We start from the raw sequence: 18,823 nt of genomic DNA on the forward strand, positions 1-18,823 counted from the left end.
AGGCGGTTGGCAAGCTTCGGCTAAAGAAAAGCGGGAGTGGACAGAACTAATTGCCTCTTACTGTAAAGGAGCGTATCAGTTTCAAGGAAAAATTTGGCTGGAGTATGTATGGCGAGTGAAGAATTTAGCTCGCGACAATAACAACATTGCTGCCGCAACGAAGTACATTGATGATGGCTTAGTTGAAGCTGGAGTGATGGCGGATGATTCACTCAAATACATCCAATCTCCAGTCTGCCATTGGTACGTTCAAAGTAATGAAGATATGGTTACTGTCAGGATAGCCAACGTGCCGATTTACAATGGAGAGCCATTAACAACACTTGGTGGTTCAAGCGAGTTCCTCACTGCTGTTTCAACCCAAGTACAATTGTCGAAAGCACCGTGGAATGTCCCACCAGCAAGGCTATCTACCCCAAGTTAAACAGTGGAGAATCCTTAAGAGCTGCTTTAATCAAAGTCGAACTCTATGTCCTATGCGCCATAAAACTAGATGACCAATCAGGATATGATGAGTGCGCTCAAAGCGCAAGGAATGGATACGTTCTAGTAACCTATGGCAACTGCAACGTTCAGCAGGTCTGTCCGGGTCAGAGTTAGAACAATCCGACTCATATTTGCTCTTTTCCTTACTTTGTTGATTTCCTAAAGAGCTTAGATGGAAGGCTTTTTAAGATGTGGGGAATAAGTGCAGGACCAGGCAGAAAAACAATACCCAACTGTTGCATTAATCCTAGTGCATCGCCCTGTCCACAATGCTCCGTAATTTTTCCATTTTCGACGCGATCAAGGTGCATAATTGACAACTGAATTGGCTTGCCTGTTGGAGGAATACCTTGGAACTCACCAAGATGCGTAGCTGTAAATGTTCCACAAGTGACAACTTTATCATCTGCAACAATCACTTCATCAAATGAATGCTGACTATTGGCAAAGGCTAAATAGAAGGTCATGCCAAACTGCTTAAAGCTTTCCCGGTTGAGCGGTTCAGGAATCCCAGTTAGGTGAGCAACTTTCATTGGGAGCGAGAAGTGCTAAGGCTTGGTCAATATTTCGATTATCAAAAGCTTTGTACAACTCGAGAACAGTAGCTTTATTTTGTTCGATTGACATCAGTGATACTTTACACATTTAACTGTATCTGCGTTACCCCTTGGCGTAACTGGCGTTGTCTAGCGAGCCAAGAGTGCCTCACGCGCTTGCCCAGCAGGGGTGCTAACTGACTTGCCCCCCAACGCAACAGTGCGCTTTTACGTAGTAGCTCAGCCTGAGCCGCTTCCTGACTTTGAAGCTGCTGTGCTCGAACAATCTCCGGCTCCCGCTCGGCTTGAATCTGTGGCAACACCGCATCAATTGCCGTATCTGTTGCCCCTTCACGCAACAGGGGAACTAGATGATTTGCCGCAACAATCACATCCCGCAAAGCCATATTGATGCCTTGGGCGCGAATCGGTGACATCGGGTGAACAGCATCGCCCAGCAGCAGTAATCCTGGTGCATACCAACGCGGACAACGCCCAACGACAACAGATAACAGCACAGGCCGTTCAATAGTTTCTGCATGAGTCCGGATATGCTCGGCTAACCACGGGGGTGATGCTTCTGCCAAAATTTTAGACCAATCGGCTTGCTTCCAGTCTATAGGGGCATCCTCATGGAGTGCCCAGCCTACCTGAAGATTCCCCTCAGAAGAGCGAAACAGCCCAAAGGCATAGCGATCGCGAACAATCGAATAAAATATATTCTCGGATTCAAAGCGCGAGCTATCCGCCAATTTAAACCAAAGAATATCAAAGCTTCCGGACTGTTGCTCTAGAGGTAAGTTGGATCGCTGCCGAACAACAGAATTGCGACCATCCGCCCCAATGACTAGATTGGCACAGATGGAGCGATCGTCACTCAGCTTCACACCCGAAACCCGGTGCTCGCTCCACAGCAAATCCTGCACGGGACTGCCGGGGATAAACTCAAAATTGGGATAAGTGTTTGCCTGGTCGATTAACGCTTCCAGGAAAGCTGGCTGTGAGACAAGGGTGCAGGGCTTACCACCCGGTTCGATTGGTTCATCAACTCGAAACAGAAACCTGTTCTCGATTAGGACTTCCCAGGCATCTAAAGAGCGATGGGGAATGCTCTCTAGCACAGACGACAATCCCATCTGTTCTAGAGCATCCAGCCCACTGGGCATCAGTCCCTCACCACGAAAAACTCTCCGGAAGTTACGGGAGGATTCAATCAGTTTGACGGCGATGCCACGTTTGACGAGAAGCAGTGCAAGCGTTGCACCAGCAGGTCCTGCCCCGACAATTACAACCTGAGTCATCACGTTAAAACTGCATTGATGACTTTAGAATACCAAACTTCTCTGTGCAGGTAATTGATGTTCACTGTCGCTAACTACGGTTGCAGCAGCAATTTACCTCTGAAGCACTCTGTTGGGACGGATAGTAATATTTATTGACGCTTCTGTTTCAGCCAAAGCAGCCTTGTAGCTGTGCCTTGTGGAATCTTCGTTACTTTGGTTGGCTTACTCCCATTAACATCAACCAGGTAAAGAAAATTAGTACACTCAGGATAACCTATTAGTAACAAAGGTCGATAACATTTACCGTCGTACCCAGCTGCAAATACAATCTTTTGCCCATCAGGTGACCAAGCGAAGTCTTGAATACCGCCAGCTGGACTTTTAGGAGGTGTAGGAAACAGTTCTCGCAACTTTTTAGTCTTTAGATCCAATACCCAGATTGTTTCACTGTTGAAGTTGAAGTTGTTATTAGTTTTGGCCCTAATGAGCAAAGCGAGATAGCGACCATCCGGCGACCACTTCATGGCTTCATCATTAGAAGATAGAGATGGGAATATCCGAATTGGTAAATCATTTTTGGCATCAAGAAGTACTTGCAGGTTACTTCCGTCAAAGTTGATTTGGTACAGCGTCTTCAAGGTTTTCTTCGTATCCCTGTGCCAGAAGACAAGAGCTTTGCTGTCTGGTGACCAAATCAGTTGGTAAACACTACCAGGGGCGAGTTTAGTAATACGCCGCGAACGCTGACTGGCAATATCGAACAGGTAAACATCTTCGACAATGCCAAAGGTTTTGTCAGTAAAACCGTCTGTATAAGCGACAGTTTTCCCATCTGGGGACAAGGTGTACTGATTACTACTGCCAAGACTTTTGTCCTTGATTTTTAAGACTTCTATAGAACCGTTAGGACTAATGGATTTTTTCGCGTATAGAAGTCGTTGAGTCTCAGGAGACCATGACACATACGATCTCCTCGTTTCCTCATTGAGAGCACTTGGGAGACTGTTGGGAAACTCCCACTTAGACATCTTCCAATCTGTTGGGTTTACTACATACCAACCCTGTTGCTTGTTAATCTCCGTGAGGTTGAGGATGACGTCGTGATCGCTTGGTAAGCTGGTAATGCTCTTGACAGGAGCAAGTATTGACACGCCACACCCACCCAAAAGCATACAGATTAGAAAGAAAAATCTTAGCGGTTTGAAAGAGGCTTTCATTTTTGAACAGCGGCGCTTAAGCCTTACAGGGATAGAGAGCATTGAATTTCTGCCCCTCCAGCCTAAGCGTGGAGGTGTGGCAGTTATGCAACCTCACATTCTGCTTTTCTAACTGTCACAGTCAGTCTCACCCAATATCGCCATTGGATAGATGTTGCTCCACTTCTGAAGTTCTACCCCTCGAATGACTACAAAAAGTTATGTTTCCAGCAATAGCAATAGACTCATACTTGAGTTAGCTGGTGATAGCCTGCCTTACTTCCTTATTGATCCAATCTCGAACTCCACAAGACTGGCGAGCGCACAGCACTTAACAAGCCAAATCTTCTGATGTTTTAGAAGTCTTATTCCACGAGATTAAGCCGTTTATTGCCATACCCAAAAGAACTACATAAAGCAGAGCAATAAATCGGACTCCTTTCACGTAATACAACCCAATTCCTATCACATCAACAGCAATCCAGTAGTACCAGCTTTCGATTCGCTTTTGAGCTAGTAGCCACATCGCTGTAAAACTTGCAATTGTTGTCAGGGCATCCAAATAGGGGAAAGAAGCTTTCTCAGGAAACAGGGTAGGAAACAGTATATGGACGCGGCTCATAAAAGCCCCGATAACAAAAGAAACGGCAATTGTAACAGCCAAAACCCTGATTAGACTGCGCTGCGAACTGTACCTGAAATCTCCGGCTTTGTCTGTACCTCGACGGGATGTACTCCACCGCCACCAACCATACACGCTTGCTCCCAAATAGTAGACCTGTTCGAGGGTATCTGAGTACAAGCGTATCTGGTAAAAAAGCGCCATATACAGCAGTACACTCACAATACCGACTGGCCAGGTCAGCATTTGCTTTCTGGCGATGAGCCACACCGACCACAAATAGAGTATCGTTCCTATGAATTCTATATAGCTCATAGGATATCCCAGGATTGTAAAGGCAATGTTGTTGACACTGAACAATTCAAGCATTGTGATGAATTACGCCATTTCTCTCTTCATCTTCTGTTTGCTCAATCTTATTGGCGCTGGACGAACAAGTCCAGCAAATTCTCATACTTTCGGTACTTATCCAAGACACCCTTCACGTACTTCACTCGTGTTTCCAGCTCACCTTGCACGAGGAAGAAGGGAATCTTGCGAACAATTAAATCGTTAACAATTTGCTTTTGAAAGATGCGTCGATTCACATCTCCAGAACGGTCCCAAGTGTCGTCATAAGGGATATCTACATCACAAACAAACACAAGGTCATAGCGTGAAGCTGCCCGATTCGCTAATTCGGCAAGTTGCCTCTCTGCCGTGTTGTGATAGTACAGTGAAAACATATAAGTGGTAATCGCATTAGTATCCGTAAATAAGTACCGATTTGCCTGGTATAGCAGTTCTTCTTCACGGTTCAAGTGTTCAGAAGCAATCTCAACCAATTGTTCGAGAGACAGCCGACGATTCACTTGATGCTTCTCCCAATATTCCCGCCCATATTCCGGCATCCAAACGGTATCGTATTCCTGTGCCAGTCGGGATGCAAGCGTTGTCTTGCCCGTAGATGGAGCGCCCAAGAAAACTACATTCGTTATCAAGTCGCGATAAACCCAAGGATGCAAATATTCGCGATAGGCAAAAGTATCTTTTCTGATTTGTGTGCCAGAGATGGGTACTGTTTGGCGATTATAATCCACGATTCGATTGACAGCTCCCAGGGCTAAACTCATATGTTCTCCATAAAATTCACTGGAATAAAAGTGCGTTATTCCCTGTAGCTTTAATCGATTTAAAATATAGTCTTCATGTTTTTTCTTGATTTCGGGTGTATCTCCGACTTCAGTCGGGCCATCCCAAGCTTCGATGACTTGTACATCCGGATATAGTTTCCTTATCCAGCCTGCTCGAATATTAAGAGGGACGGACGTTGTTTCTCTCGCCTCGTAAATGATTACAATTACCTCATCCATTTGAGATAATGCCGTCTCAATTAAAAACTGGTGTCCTTTGTGAAACGGCGCAAATTTTCCAACAGTAAGTCCACGTTGGCTATCCATGATTCATAATGCGACTGTGCGACAAGGGAAAAGAGTTGACTGCTACTCTTTATAAAGAAACCCGAACAGGTTTTATTCATAAGGTAATGCGAGACGCTCGCGGACTCGAAGAGAGCTGCGCTCCCATCGCACGGTAGCTTATGTGGGATAGTTTAGCCCTGTGCAGGGAAGGAAGAGGATATGCGAAAACTCTTGCAAACAACGGCCCAATACGCCATTCGCTATCTTGAAGGCTTAGACGCTCGTAATGTTGCACCAACTGAGGAAGCGATCGCTAATCTCATCCAGTTTGGTCAACCCCTCCCCAATGAGCCTGTCGATCCCGAACTTGTCTTGCAACAGCTTGATGAAATTGGCTCACCCGCATCAATGGCACAGGCAGGCTCCCGCTTCTTTGGATTTGTCACGGGTGGTTCCCTGCCTGCCGCCTTGGCAGCCAACTGGCTAGCCGCCGCGTGGGATCAAAATTGCGGACTCTATCGCATCACCCCAGCCACAGCCTTACTGGAGCAGGTAGCTCTGCGCTGGCTCCTCGACGTACTCCATCTCCCTGCCGACTGCGGTGGTGCTTTCGTTACGGGAGCAACCGTTGCTAACTTTACCGCATTAGCCGCCGCCCGCCACGCCGTACTCGAACGGGAAGGTTGGAATGTAGAAGCAGACGGGTTGTTTGGTGCGCCACCGATTACGGTTGCAGTTAGCGAGGAAGCGCACCCAAGCTTGTTGAAAGCGTTGGGATTGCTGGGATTAGGTCGAAGCCGAGTCGTGAAAGTCCCCGTCGATGGACAGGGGCGAATGCGTCCGGATGCCATTCCCACCCTGACTCGTCCTGCGATTATCTGTACCCAAGTGGGAAATGTGAACACAGGCGCGTGCGATCCAGTTGAAGAGATTTGCGATCGCGCAAAAGTTGTGGGAGCCTGGGTGCACGTAGACGGCGCATTCGGACTCTGGGCAGCCGCTGCTCCATCGTTGGCGCACCTCACGACTGGTATGGAAGAGGCAGACTCTTGGGCGACAGATGCTCACAAGTGGTTGAACGTGCCGTATGATAGCGGATTGGCGTTTGTTCGCGATGCCAAGGCGTTGCAAGCGGCAATGGCGATTACTGCGGAGTATTTACCCACCGTCAGCGACCAGCGCAACCCGTCAGACTATACTCCTGAATTATCGAGGCGTGCGCGTGGAGTTGAAGTGTGGGCAGCTATGCGATCGCTGGGTCGTTCTGGTTTGGTAGATTTAATTGAGCGTACCTGTCGCCATGCCAGACACTTTGCCAAGGAGTTGAAAGCGGCTGGTTACCCGATTCTTAATGATGTGGTGTTGAATCAAGCCTTAGTGTCCTTTGGGGATGCAGAAACGACTCATCGGGTGATTGCCGATATTCAAGCCGAGGGGACTTGTTGGTGTGGTAGTACGGTTTGGCAAGGGCAGACGGCGATGCGAATTAGCGTTTCGTCTTGGGCAACAACGGATGCTGACGTAGAGAAAAGTTTGGCAGCTATGCTGCGAGTAGCTGGGAAATATTGTTCTGGTGCATTTTAGGATGAGCGATCGCTTGACGATTGCAGATTGCGATCGCACGATAAAGCCTTCACCGTTTGCATCGGATACTGGCAAGATACCGGCTGTAGCCATGTCCTTATCTGAGAGCCTCTTGCTCACCAATTATAGTTGGCTCAACTTTGGAGAGGAATTGTGGGGCTAGGCGATCACCTTATCGCCTAATCAATGCGATCACCACTGGAGATACAGCTAGGGATTAGAGCGTTCGCTCGGCTGATTGGGCACTGATGGAGGTAATTGCTGGATTGATTGTGGCTGACTTAACTCGATTGGAACTCCTAATTTTTCACTAAGTTCCAAGACATTATTGCTAAAGTCAGCAGCTGCAACAAAAACACCTGCAATTGTGCCAACAATTACTACCAATCTCCGTAGACGAATTTTGAGCCTCTCTGGCTTTTGCTTCTCAGGCGTACTAATATCCTCTTGTAGGTTATCTAGCTCCATCAGAACTTCTTCTCGCTGAGCTTCTGGAAATTCCTGAGCCATCTCGCGTAGAGAACGGATTAGTCTGCTAATCTCATCATTATTCTGACCGATATTTTGGGAAAAGTTTGAAACAGTACCACTGCCGCTTTGAAGAAAGCCAATACTAGAATTCGGAGCGTTGATTTTCGTTTGGTTAGTGATAGATTTATCTTGATTTTGAGTCATATTGACATAGCCTCCTGTTATTAGAGTACCTTCGTTATTAACTATGTATAGCCTAGAGTGCATCCTGACTTGTTTAGAAATTTCGGCTTCTATGATGTTAGTATCAGAACGCAATCTAGGCAAAGCTTGTAAAAGCATCTGCATATCATGTATGTTGAGCGTTTCAATGTCAGATTGCCTACTCAGTTGAGATTGCAGGTACTGAGTGACAACGTTCATGTTGTCACAGATATTCTTCAGCCATTCAATAGATTTCTGAGGATTCTGATGAATTTGTTCGTATTCATCCCAGCTTGACTGAAAAGTTTGATTTACTGTTCTTTTTAGAGCAAAGTAGACAAGAGCTGCACGGGCGCTATCGTGTGCAGAAATTGATGATTCAATACAGTGTTCAAGTAAGGCTTTATCAATTGATGATTCTACTTGGATTAATCCGAATGTATGGGCAAAAGTTGGTTTGACGATGCAAAGCCATTTTGCTAATGCTAGTTCATCAACAGTCATTTCATAAACTAAGCGCAGACTTCTTGATCTCCAAGTTACTGAGAGGATGTGTGCAGCATAGGCACTCAACAGGAATGTCCAAAGATCGCTATGAGTTGATCGTTGTTCTCCTTCAACTAGGATATCCTGCAACCATTTTGATTGTTCGGGTTGACTCTTGTAGTGGTAACTAACGCCTAAAGCAATGCCCAGCAATTCTGTAGGACGATAGAAGAATGATGCACGGTGTGCAGGAAAAGCCTCCCTACCAGACAATCTAACTAATCCATTTGCCCAAGTTTCCAGAAAACCTTCACTAAATTGTCTACCGCAAGCAAGACCATAGCCTACTGCTGCAAGAGCAGGTGCTTCACTCAAGCGGTTTGGTTCTAGAGTAGCAATTTCTATATCATTGGCTACGTCAAAGGGGAGCTGGCTGTTTGTCTGCTGAAAAACATGGTGGGCAAAACCACTTTCTGGTGATTCTCTATGATAGTTCGCCTTTAAATACTCTGAAACGCTATCCAACTGATAACTGAAGCTTTTTTTAAAAGCATTTATCATAGGAACCATTTACTTGCACGAAGTTTTATATTGAGCATGGCAGGGGACCATCCGCGAACATTCTTGAGACGGGCAAGTAGCCCCGCAATTAGTTCGGAGTAATAGATAGTTACGGGATCAGATGCGGGAAATACCGATTTCCAGGACAGAGAGGTAAATTTTAGTACTTGTTCGCTGAGGTAAGTTAGGTCGTAGTAAGTTGATTGAGGATGGAGATGAATGAGTAACGGTGTTGGCAAGGGTGTACTGGGTCGCTTAATTAGCCTTGGGCTATTTGTACTGAGTAGGCGAGTATAACGTCCGAGTTGCAGAATCGTACCTCGTTCTGGAGCGTAGATTCCCTTGCGAACGCCATTTTTTACAACAATGCCCTGTTGAGATTTATCCAATACCGTAAATGGATGGTCATGCGAGACAGTTAAAAAAGCAAACTCAATATTTTGTTCGCTACCAACCTTAGCAACACACTGAGCAATAATTTCTGCAATATCGACATTTTTTAGTGGTCTTGCTGCATGGAACACCAAGCGTATGGTGTCACCTGGTCGCCAATTATTCTGATTTTTAATATCCTGCAAAATTGAGAGAGTAGAGTTCTTCAGTACATTTGGATACTCAGCGTAACTACACTCTTTGGAAAGATTTCCTAGTAGATAATTACCATCGGCTCGAAATACTGTAGTAATGCCCACAAACCTCTGCCGTTCTGTAAAACGGCTTCCTGATAACTCACATGTTCCAACACCAATAACGAGTTCGTCAGTGATAGTCTGATCGTGATCGACAGTCCAAGGTGTTCCATTCATTTTGGCATAGAGCGCAACTGTAAGGTTTTGCAAAATATATTGCAGATCCTTATGTGGTTGGTTGAGCTTCGATAATCGAATGTTTTGGGCTGGAATACCTGCCATTAAGAGAAGTGCTTTAGAGTTAAGATAGGGATTTGCGGATTCTGGTAGTTGTGCCTGATTATCAAGAATTACCACAATTGCAGCATCAGGCATAACCTCTCGGCTAGCTAAAGTCTGCTCAATTGCTTCCCTATAGATATCGGCTGGTGGCTTGTGTTTATTCTTAAACCAAGGAACGGATTGTAAGGTAAATTTAGGATTAACAAGACCGAATATTTTTGCAAATCCGCCAGTATACTTGGATGTTTCATTCCACTCTAAATTGTTATATTCATCCATCTCTTTCTTCTTAATGCTGATACCGTCACGTAATGCCCGGAGAAAGTTTTCCACCGCACCTTGTTCCGTATCCGGAAAGAAGACGATTACTTCTGGAGTCTTTTTAGAAAAATTTTCACGGCTGAAAGGCCCATATTTATCGATACCAAGCCAAGCGTAAGGCGACCTTTTAGTCCGTGCAGCATCAAAACAGTATTCAATTCGAGAAGCAGTGACTACAGACTGATATTCATTAGTATTAATAGCTTCAATGCGATCACCAATCATCCCCTGTAAATCTGGTGCGATCTGGAGGGGAAATTTCTTGACCAGAAACGTCTGCATCTCAGTGAGTGTGGTATCGAGAGCAGGCCCAATCAATAACTGGCTTTCTTGGTCAGTACGTGCGGCCTCAAAATCTTCGTACTGCTCGCCAAGTATTGCTTTTAAGCAACGACTAAATGAAGCTTTGGAACCTTCTAGCCAGACTTCTTCCTCAGCAATAGAATCTACTCGGTCAAAAGATTCAGAAAGATAAACGATTTGTTGTGAAAGACGATCAACGCGACCAACTAAGCGTCGTTGCCTAGGAGCAGGACAACGACGAACAACATACAAATCTTGAAGATCAACGCCCTCATTTTGAAGTGTGCTTAAGGATGTCTGAATTTGCCAATTAGTTTTGAGGCGAAGAAACAGTCCTATCCCAGATTTATCGTCCTGTAGTTCAACGATCTTAGGTTCGAGAATGTATTTGGGGAAGATTTTGAAGCTGGAAATAATGTCGGGTAAATTTTTGATAGTGCTAATAACTGCACTGATGAGTTCTTTTCTTTGAGCAAGGAAAGTGAAGGGTCTCCGCTTTAGCGGGTCATAGCTTGAAAAGATACCTGGCAACAAGTCACTAATACGACTGGTTAAAAGTTGTAAATGCTCATGCTCATTACAGTTTAGATCCTCCGGTTGACCGAAGGGCTTCTGGGGCGTGATGACCCTAGGAATTCCGTAAAGTTTGCCCTGTCGCCAGTGAAGAAACCACTCATCTCCCAGTGCTTGTCGGAGCGGTTCTACCTCCTGGTTATTCGGGATAGCTTGTACATGGGCTTTGAGGCTTTGAGCAGAGAGATCGACCTTGAAGCCGTTGAGGAAAATAGACATGGGGCGTCTTCTGGGGTAAGGCAAAAATCTGACCCTGAGTACCTATAACTAGTAGGCGCTGAGATAAGTACATAAGTACTGGTAACTCAATAATTAGATTAGCGCGATCGCACTGATAAATGTAGAGGATGAACAGTAGGAGCGATCGCTCTCTCTACTGAGTCATTCTTTTAAGTTTCAAACCCAAGGGAACTTAGCAACTCATTCCATCGCTCAACAGGCAAGCTGCCCCCAGATGCACTATCATGTCCGTGACCGTAGCTTCCCTCTCCTGGCGACAAATCCACGCTTTTTAGGAAATCCAGCACATTTATTCCCGACGCGGTTCTCACGCTGAAGTTAACGCGCCCAGAAATATATCCCTCATTGGCAACGATGACAATATACTTGGGCAACCTTGTACGCCAACTTTGGGCAATCAGTGGATGGATTTGACAAGGTGAGTTAACCCGCACCAAAGCAACATTTCCAGAAAAGACGGGTGCGGCTTTCTTGGCTTGTTCCATCGCTGCCTGTACTTCTTTGCGCGCCAGTCGTAGTTGTTCAACGTCTTCTGTGTTGGAATTGACGAGCGATCGCGGACTATCATGAGTCAGCAATGCTCTTACAGCTACTTCTGGATTGTACTGGGAAGCCCGCCGTGCTGCGTTAATTAGAGCAGATGCCTCTTTCAAATACTTGGCAGTGTACCGACTCTTTGCAACTGCCAGCATCTCAAACGGCGCTTTTTCACCTAAATCGCTAACTGTACCAATTGCGGCAATCCAGTCTAAATCTGATACATCTGTTAGGGACGAACACAACTCCCAAACGAGTAGTGATGTATTGGGGATGGGTTCCCAGGTGTAAGCACTAATCAAAGTATCACCGGACGGAACCCCTTCTGGACGATGGTGATCGATAAAGCAGGTGGGAACGCCAGCAATCACGGGTTCCGATTGACTGCCTAAATCGAGAACGAATAAACTATCGGGTGCAGATGCGATCGCTCGTTCTCGGTTGGCAGGTGTCCAAGCATTGCGTTGGCGATCGGGTGCAACAATCTTCACGTTCTCAAACCCAGCGCGTGACAACGCCAACTGCAACACAACTCCCGCCGTCACCCCATCGGCATCCGAGTCGTGCAGCACGACGACAGACTTATCGCGTTCGATACCATCCACAAACGCCCTAAATGCTTCACACGCCGCTTCAAGCGTTAGTGTCTGATGGATATCGTTTTCTAATTGAACAACATCAGATACCTCATTGCCCCTCTTGTTAAGGGAGGTTGAGACGTTCTCCAATGGTGCGGCAGAATCAACAAATGCTTCCGCCACCTTCGTTACTGATTCAGAAGACAGCGTTTCAGCCAAACGGCGTACCGTCTCCAGCGTATCAATCTCTTCTGGAGGTTTATCATTTCGCACGCGCACAATGCGAGGAAACCGCAGTGCATAACCACTATTGTGTCGCGAAGATGGTTGCACGCGATCGAACGTCACTTCCAGGACAATGCGCGGTTCCACGATACACACCTTACCATGCGCCAATTCTTGCAATGTATGGGCGCGAAACCACTCGGAAAGTTCAGCTACTTCCGCATCCGTTAATCCTGAATATGCCTTACCGATATTTAACAGCGTTGGCTCGGTTTCGCTCTGGCGGACGGCAAAGGTATAGTCTGAGAGGAAACGATGCCGTTTGCCATTTCCCACCTCGGCGGCTGTGACAACAACATCCAGGGTTGCCATTGCACGTTTAATTTTCAACCAATCGCGTCCCCTTCTACCGGGTTTGTAGGTTGAATTCAAATCTTTTACCATCAAGCCTTCATTTCCTCTTGCTCTCGCCGCGGTAAATTCTGCATCTAAGCCAGAAATATCGCTAACTTGTTGGGAAAGTCCGCAGCGTACTCTTTGAGTATCGAGGTGAATTGATTCAAGAAGACTTCGCCTTTTGGCAAAGGGTTCGTTAATCAGTATGCGTCCGAAAGCATACAAGACATCGTAAGCGATGAAGGCGACAGGAACAGCGGCAAGTAATTCGTATGAAACTTTCTTGCGTCCCAAGCGCTTTTGCAGTTCTTGAAAGGGGAGGATGCGTTCTCCTTGAATGGGGACAATCTCTCCATCTAAGATTAAATCGACTGCTTCATCGCTATCTTTTGAGGCTAGGTTGATAGCAGCAAGCGGTTCGATTAAATCGGGAAAAGTGGCGGTAATTTCATCGAGTGTTCGGGAGAAAATAGCAACACGCTTACCGTTGCAAACCGTGCCGTGGAGAATTGAGTTATCTTCGTTTAAGTAAGAGGCAATATGAATTTGGGCGCGAATTCCATCATATTTGTCTTCAACAGCGAATCCATCAGGCATTTGTTTGGCAACTTCCGTTAAATCATCGGCGGGGGTTGCCAACATAAATTTAATCGGGTGAAATAGCCGCATTTGGGCTTCGTCAAGTTTTCTGGTCCTTGCTAGTAAGGCAGTTTCGCCAATATCCCCAATTAGCATATTGACCCACTGTACCTTAGAGACATTTGTTTGAAAAAGACGGGCGATCGCATCTTCAACGGCACCTTCTTTCAGTCCAATACGCAAATCGCCTGCCAACAGCTTGACCATATACTTGGCTTCTAGAGGTGTTGCCATTTTCAACAACTCTATAACCAGTTCGGTTTTGCGTTTGGTTCCTGTTGTCGCTGCTAAGAGTTCGAGTTGGTTTGATAAGGAAGAAAGGGTGAGAATGGGTTGATGCTGTGAACGTTGGGGATTATTGGTAAATGCTTCCTCCGTTACGTCACCGGGGTCGCCAAGTTTTACTAATCGTTCTTGAAGGGCTGATTTTTCTTGTTCGCTTACGGCTGCGATCGCTGTTAGCAAAGCCGCTCCACCTATATTAATAGTACGCTGGTCTCGTAAGGGAAATATATAACCGGAAAAGTAGCGTGCAGCCAGCACTAAGTCGTTATCCGATAGTGAGGTGAAATAGCTACCCAGTAACGATGCTTTTGTCAAGCGCTTTGTTGTAGCTCCAACGTTCTCGGCTACGGAAGCAAAATCAATGAACGCTCCAGGATTTAACTCTGGATTTTGATTAAAACTGGTTTCAGATTCGACGTTTTGGCGTGTAAATTGGGGGTTTTTCGTCATGCCTGAACCTCAATAATGTTCTCCCCTGTGGCAACAACTTTTCGCTTGCTTTTTGATTTTTTCAGCTCTACGTTTGTTCCCTGGCAGGTAGGGCAAAAGTAAATAATTCGGGTTTTCTCTCCTTCTTCATCGGATTGGGTAACTTGACGAAGTTGGCGGATTGTGCTGCCACATTCTAAACAAGGCAGGTTGGTGCGGCGAAAAACGTAGTGCCTTGTGCCGTACTCGCTTCCAGGCGTGTAGACGAGGGAGGGGTCATTTTGCAGACGTGTACGCGCTTCATCTGACACGGTGAAGCCGCTTGTAGTGTAAGCGCGTTGAGCCATTAAGGGAATTGAATGAATTAGGCGTTCTAGTTCCGATGCTGTCAAATCGGCAACTTTTCGCCACGGATCGAGGCGACAATCAAATAGAATTTCTGCTCTCAGGTAGTTACCAATCCCGGCGAGAATCTGTTGATCGAGTAGGACTGCACCAATGGTGCGATCGCTATTTTCAGATGTCAGCAGCTTTTGTAGGAACACAGGCGCATTGAAGGGCTTTTCGTCTGGATAGGGTAGGATATTTGTACCGAGACTGCGTAAGTTTTCGACGATTTCAAAGGGATTGCCCGTGCCTAAATCGAAAATTGGGGCGGAGTAGAGAATGGCACAGGCATCGGGTACGACAATACGCGATCGCTCGCGGCGATCTATTTCTTGGGGTGGATTATCTAAAACTGCCCAGCTTCCCCACATCATCAGGTGAGAGTGGAAGTAGTAACCACCTTCAATTAAGCCAACTAGGTGCTTGCCGTGCGAGAGGACTCGTTCGATACGCTTGTTGAGTAAAACACCTGGATGCTCTTTTTCCCAAGATGAAGCGGCTTTTGTCCGTGCCTTGAGTGACACGATGGGTTTGCCCCCAAGTGCCTGATTTAAGGCATCGGCAAACTGTCTGACTTCTGGTCCTTCTGGCATGACTGGTGAGCGTGTGTTACTTTTTTTACTTTAAGGATGTGACTCCTGAGTCCACATCCTTCCTCATATAGAGGCTAGTAGATGACAGCGCGTTTGATTGAGTATGCTAGTCCGGGTTTATACAGAGAGATAGCGATCACCCTATCACCCCAATATACCCTCACGCTTCCTCCTCTCAATCTCCGCTACTGGGAGCAATAACGTCTCCTCAATTGCCTCTCTTACTTCTGGATTGACTTTGCAATCATCATTTAAACAATTCACCAGCAGCTTATTAGTATCGTAGTAATGTTTTAGTTTTTCCTTCTGTTCTTCTCTGAACTGCCGATCATGCCCAACGTTGCGATGCTCAATCATTACCTTTCTCAACTGCTCAGTCCAAGTTTGACCATTTGATTGCCACCAGTTCTCAAAATTATCCTGCCCTCTATCTATAGTAGGCAATTGTTCTTTTAGTTTTTTCAGTGATTCACGAAACTTCAGTTCAAAGATATGACTATAGGCGAACTCAAGGTTACTATCAAGAGCAGAATCAATAGCAAGATCATCAGCACCCACAATTCCAAGATCGGTAGCAAAGTGAAGGTAAGGTGCAAGACCAGGCTCGATAGCGCAAGAAAGCTCAAATTCACTGGTAAGGCGATGATCAGAAAGTCCACGAAGACCGAAGTTGTTAGAAAATTCAGCTTTGACTTTGTGATAGAGAGGAAGAGCAAGACCGCTATTGTGAACCAAAGCAAGGTCAAAATAGAAAGCACGAATAGCTGCTAGTTTGCATAAGATGTCAGGATAGAGAGAGCTAAAACGAATTCGTTTTAGTCTTCCATCTGGGTTGTAACTATTTTTGACTGAACCAGATTTTTGATTTACCCAGGTAAGGAAATGTTGCAATTCTGTGTCTGAACCTATGACTTCATCAACTCTCTGTTTAATTGATTGCAACAACTTATCTGTGCTACCGAGCTTGTCTTGAAAAAACTCTCGAATTAACGAGTGCAGTTGATACAAATCTTTGTCCTGAACCTGGAGTAAGTGTAAACTCTCTAATTCAACTCTGGCATCTTCCAGTTCTTCAAGCTCGGACTCGTTTGTTACACTTTTAATGAGTGACCAAGCTGTGTGGGTTGATGCACATAGGCTCAACGAATACCCTAATCGTTGTGCCGATTCACTCAATTCTTCCCAACTTAGTTCAAAGGCAGCTGCGACACCTCGCTCAATTCTAATGGTTTGAGTGCGATCATTTTGATCAACCTGCAAAGCTGGATGCCTCAGTCCCTTCCCCTCTAAGCGTTGCAACATTTCCATCAGCGTTACTCTGCGCTTCTTTATATATCGCCCGACTAAGTGTAGTGCCAGCGGTAAGTGCCCTAGCCTCGCACATAGTTCTGATGGCACATCCTCTTTAGTTGTGACATTACAAAAAATTTGTTCCGTCTTAACCCACTGCGCTAGCAATTCCAATGCCGCAACTTCTTTCAATTCATGCAGAGTCAGTGAAAACGGCAAATCATCAAATTTCCAGTGGGTAGTGATTAGTACTCTGAACCGCTCGTTCTGAGGCGGTAGGAAGGGTTCAATTTCTGTAAAATTATTGACATCATCCAGCAGCACTAGCACTCTTCCGGGTCGATTCCAGTATGTCCAACAGAAACCAACTTGAGCAGACAAATCTTGCTGATATGGAACATCCAGCTGGAGGCGTGATTTCGCAAACTGAATAATTTTAAGACGTATATCCTCTTTTGCATGTAACCAGCAGATACCGCCGGGATAGCTTCCTTTGTATTTCAGAGCATATTGCCGTGCTAGTTCTGTTTTACCCACACCTCGCATACCGATGATCGCAGACATTGCTCCATCCTCTTGAAGCTGCCGATGTAAGGTTTCTAATTCTTCCTCTCGACTCACAAACTGTCTTATTGCACTATGAGGTAAGTTTTCAGGAACGTCTGCAAGCTTTATGAGGGGTATTATCCAATCCAGAAATTTATTTCGCTTAAATTTCTTGGCGTCTAAATTAATTTCCCAGTTTGCTTCACCTGCCTCCTTAACCTTATAAAGTATCTTTTCATAAATTTCAGTCCATTGTTTAGCGGATAGAAAAACGCCAATACATTCACCAAAAGCCCTGATATTTGATAAATTTTTCTCCCTGATAGCCTCCTCTGAGTACCGAACATCCCATTCAGTTCGTGATAGCCCCGATGATGTATCACTTCCAATAGGTGATTTGTAGTTAGGTAATTTCTCAGAAACTTGCTGACACAAATGGGTAAATTTATTGTTAGGAGCAGTTCTGACAGGCGAATTGAGGGGAAGAGTTAGAACTTTTAGCTCGTTGTTAACATCACGGCAAGTCACTATTCGGAATCGACAAGGTTCTGCTCCTCGCTCATTGGCAAATAACTTTTCTAGGATTGAGGTTCCGGGATTTTTCTGATCTCGCTCACATAGCTTTGCAACTGACCAGAGTTGATCGAGTTTATTGCTCTTGACTTGAACAAACTCAAATTCTTCCTGACCTGCCTGATTACGAACTATAGTGATGTCATCCAAGAGTTCACACCAAACTTCTAGGATGCCTGCATTTAGGAGCATATCAATGCAGTACCCTGCTGCTACATGATCCTGAAAGGTAAAACCTTGGCGTGCCCTTTCACCTCCACTTTCGACTGGCGATATGTTCCGATAAGAGGGTCGGGGTAGCATTGGGGACAGTTTGTGCTGTGAACAAAGTTCTATTCAGAGATCAGTTTAGCGTTCTACAGGAATTCAGGAGAGTATGGATGAACGCTTGCCCCCGTGAAAAACTGCCAGACTTAGAATAGGATGAATTTCTGAGGTTCCCTGTGAAGCTAGAGAACATACTATTACCCGTAGGAATCCTGGCAGTAGTTGCGATCGCATTTTTCGCCTACAGTGCTACTGCTGCTCCCTTGCCAGAAGGATTTCCCTCTCCAACACCAGAAGGGCAAATTGAAGTCAAACAATATCCGGCATACCGTTCTGCCACAGTTCGCTATTCAGGAGAACTCTCAATGGCAGCCAATAGAGCGTTTGACCCTCTCTATCGCCACATCAGCTCTAACAATATCTCCATGACAGCTCCGGTAGAAACCCGTTATCCAGTTAGCACCCTGGAAGCCAGTGAGATAGGCGCACCCAATGAACGAGGTGAAGCGCTTGTTTCATTCCTCTATCGCAGCACTGACATCTACCCCTCTGAGATTGCACAAAACATTCAGGTAGAAGATATCGCACCCATGACAGTCGTCAGCCTTGGGCTAAAAGGCAGTTACGATTACGTAAGCTACCAAAAGAACATAGAGCGATTACGGGAGTGGTTAGCACAGCACCCGGACTGGGCTGTCGTCGGTTCACCTCGCCGCTTCTTCTACGATGCTCCCTATGTCCCCGAATCTGCCAAGCGCAGTGAAATTCAAATTCCGATTCGTCGGGTAGATGGCTAGCGAAAAGCAACGCCCTCATAGTGTTCCACTGTTCGATCGCGTAATTCATCGACACAAAAAGCCGCAGCCGCACTTTGATTCCATCAGAAAGATGGAGCAGCTTT

Annotated in this window: 14 protein-coding genes; 4 read left to right on the forward strand and 10 right to left on the reverse strand. The window is 45.8% G+C overall.

All coding sequences use genetic code 11. From position 1 onward, the window contains the following. Window positions 1–424 (forward strand): RusA family crossover junction endodeoxyribonuclease (locus tag H6F77_RS01300; protein WP_190484593.1); only part of this gene is annotated, 424 nt, incomplete at its 5' end. Window positions 425–629: 205 nt separating this feature from the next. On the opposite strand, the gene H6F77_RS01305 is transcribed toward H6F77_RS01300, so the two are convergent. The 5 genes from H6F77_RS01305 to H6F77_RS01325 all read right to left on the reverse strand — a co-directional run bounded on the left by H6F77_RS01305 (window position 630) and on the right by H6F77_RS01325 (window position 5,562). After that, window positions 630–1,019: an ester cyclase gene (locus H6F77_RS01305; RefSeq protein ID WP_199321124.1), complete on the reverse strand. Its 390-nt coding sequence runs from the start codon at window positions 1,017–1,019 to the stop codon at window positions 630–632. Between the two features lie 104 nt (window positions 1,020–1,123). Next, on the reverse strand, window positions 1,124–2,323 hold the full coding sequence (locus tag H6F77_RS01310) for an FAD-dependent monooxygenase (protein ID WP_190484595.1): 1,200 nt from the start codon (window positions 2,321–2,323) through the stop codon (window positions 1,124–1,126). Between the two features lie 131 nt (window positions 2,324–2,454). Then, entirely contained in the window at window positions 2,455–3,456 is a 1,002-nt protein-coding gene (locus H6F77_RS01315; RefSeq protein ID WP_206753436.1) for a TolB family protein, read from the reverse strand. A 376-nt stretch (window positions 3,457–3,832) separates the two neighbouring features. Next, window positions 3,833–4,438 carry a nicotinamide riboside transporter PnuC gene (gene pnuC / locus H6F77_RS01320; RefSeq protein ID WP_190484599.1) on the reverse strand — a complete coding sequence of 202 codons (606 nt, stop codon included), beginning with the start codon at window positions 4,436–4,438 and terminating at the stop codon, window positions 3,833–3,835. Between the two features lie 101 nt (window positions 4,439–4,539). Further along, entirely contained in the window at window positions 4,540–5,562 is a 1,023-nt protein-coding gene (locus H6F77_RS01325) for an AAA family ATPase (protein ID WP_190484601.1), read from the reverse strand. Between the two features lie 180 nt (window positions 5,563–5,742). Between H6F77_RS01325 and H6F77_RS01330 the strand changes: the two genes are divergently transcribed. Both H6F77_RS01330 and H6F77_RS01335 read left to right on the forward strand, forming a co-directional pair. Next, complete coding sequence (locus H6F77_RS01330; protein ID WP_190484603.1) at window positions 5,743–7,107, forward strand: pyridoxal phosphate-dependent decarboxylase family protein; 1,365 nt, start codon at window positions 5,743–5,745, stop codon at window positions 7,105–7,107. Window position 7,108: 1 nt separating this feature from the next. Continuing rightward, window positions 7,109–7,270 carry a hypothetical protein gene (locus H6F77_RS01335; protein WP_190484605.1) on the forward strand — a complete coding sequence of 54 codons (162 nt, stop codon included), beginning with the start codon at window positions 7,109–7,111 and terminating at the stop codon, window positions 7,268–7,270. Window positions 7,271–7,317: 47 nt separating this feature from the next. Here H6F77_RS01335 and H6F77_RS01340 read toward each other — a convergent pair whose 3' ends face one another. From H6F77_RS01340 to H6F77_RS01360, 5 genes are all read right to left on the reverse strand, one after another. Then, window positions 7,318–8,838, reverse strand: a complete 1,521-nt coding sequence (locus tag H6F77_RS01340) for a hypothetical protein (protein WP_190484607.1) — start codon at window positions 8,836–8,838, stop codon at window positions 7,318–7,320. Further along, a complete protein-coding gene (ago, locus tag H6F77_RS01345; protein ID WP_190484609.1) occupies window positions 8,826–11,156 on the reverse strand; it encodes a protein argonaute in 2,331 nt (776 codons plus the stop codon). The genes H6F77_RS01340 and ago overlap by 13 nt, the downstream gene beginning before the upstream one ends. 170 nt (window positions 11,157–11,326) lie before the next feature. Beyond that, window positions 11,327–14,287 (reverse strand): ATP-dependent DNA ligase, encoded by a 2,961-nt coding sequence (locus H6F77_RS01350; protein WP_190484611.1) that lies wholly within the window; start codon window positions 14,285–14,287, stop codon window positions 11,327–11,329. Then, window positions 14,284–15,246 carry a DNA-formamidopyrimidine glycosylase family protein gene (locus H6F77_RS01355; RefSeq protein ID WP_190484613.1) on the reverse strand — a complete coding sequence of 321 codons (963 nt, stop codon included), beginning with the start codon at window positions 15,244–15,246 and terminating at the stop codon, window positions 14,284–14,286. Before H6F77_RS01355 ends, H6F77_RS01350 begins: the two co-directional genes overlap by 4 nt. Window positions 15,247–15,390: 144 nt before the next feature. Then, complete coding sequence (locus tag H6F77_RS01360) at window positions 15,391–17,958, reverse strand: dsDNA nuclease domain-containing protein (RefSeq protein ID WP_190484615.1); 2,568 nt, start codon at window positions 17,956–17,958, stop codon at window positions 15,391–15,393. A gap of 140 nt (window positions 17,959–18,098) precedes the next feature. Here H6F77_RS01360 and H6F77_RS01365 point away from each other — a divergent pair, with 140 nt between their 5' ends. After that, window positions 18,099–18,719: a heme-binding protein gene (locus H6F77_RS01365; RefSeq protein WP_190484616.1), complete on the forward strand. Its 621-nt coding sequence runs from the start codon at window positions 18,099–18,101 to the stop codon at window positions 18,717–18,719. Window positions 18,720–18,823: the final 104 nt, after the last annotated feature.

Source organism: Microcoleus sp. FACHB-831, from assembly GCF_014695585.1.
Lineage (GTDB): Bacteria > Cyanobacteriota > Cyanobacteriia > Cyanobacteriales > FACHB-T130 > FACHB-831.

Coding starts and splice junctions, on each gene's coding strand:
- H6F77_RS01305 (WP_199321124.1), bottom strand. CDS start 1,019: ATGAAAGTTGCTCACCTAACTGGGATTCCTGAACCGCTCAACCGGGAA.
- H6F77_RS01310 (WP_190484595.1), bottom strand. CDS start 2,323: ATGACTCAGGTTGTAATTGTCGGGGCAGGACCTGCTGGTGCAACGCTT.
- pnuC (WP_190484599.1), bottom strand. CDS start 4,438: ATGAGCTATATAGAATTCATAGGAACGATACTCTATTTGTGGTCGGTG.
- H6F77_RS01325 (WP_190484601.1), bottom strand. CDS start 5,562: ATGGATAGCCAACGTGGACTTACTGTTGGAAAATTTGCGCCGTTTCAC.
- H6F77_RS01330 (WP_190484603.1), top strand. CDS start 5,743: ATGCGAAAACTCTTGCAAACAACGGCCCAATACGCCATTCGCTATCTT.
- H6F77_RS01335 (WP_190484605.1), top strand. CDS start 7,109: ATGAGCGATCGCTTGACGATTGCAGATTGCGATCGCACGATAAAGCCT.
- H6F77_RS01340 (WP_190484607.1), bottom strand. CDS start 8,838: ATGGTTCCTATGATAAATGCTTTTAAAAAAAGCTTCAGTTATCAGTTG.
- ago (WP_190484609.1), bottom strand. CDS start 11,156: ATGTCTATTTTCCTCAACGGCTTCAAGGTCGATCTCTCTGCTCAAAGC.
- H6F77_RS01350 (WP_190484611.1), bottom strand. CDS start 14,287: ATGACGAAAAACCCCCAATTTACACGCCAAAACGTCGAATCTGAAACC.
- H6F77_RS01355 (WP_190484613.1), bottom strand. CDS start 15,246: ATGCCAGAAGGACCAGAAGTCAGACAGTTTGCCGATGCCTTAAATCAG.
- H6F77_RS01360 (WP_190484615.1), bottom strand. CDS start 17,958: ATGCTACCCCGACCCTCTTATCGGAACATATCGCCAGTCGAAAGTGGA.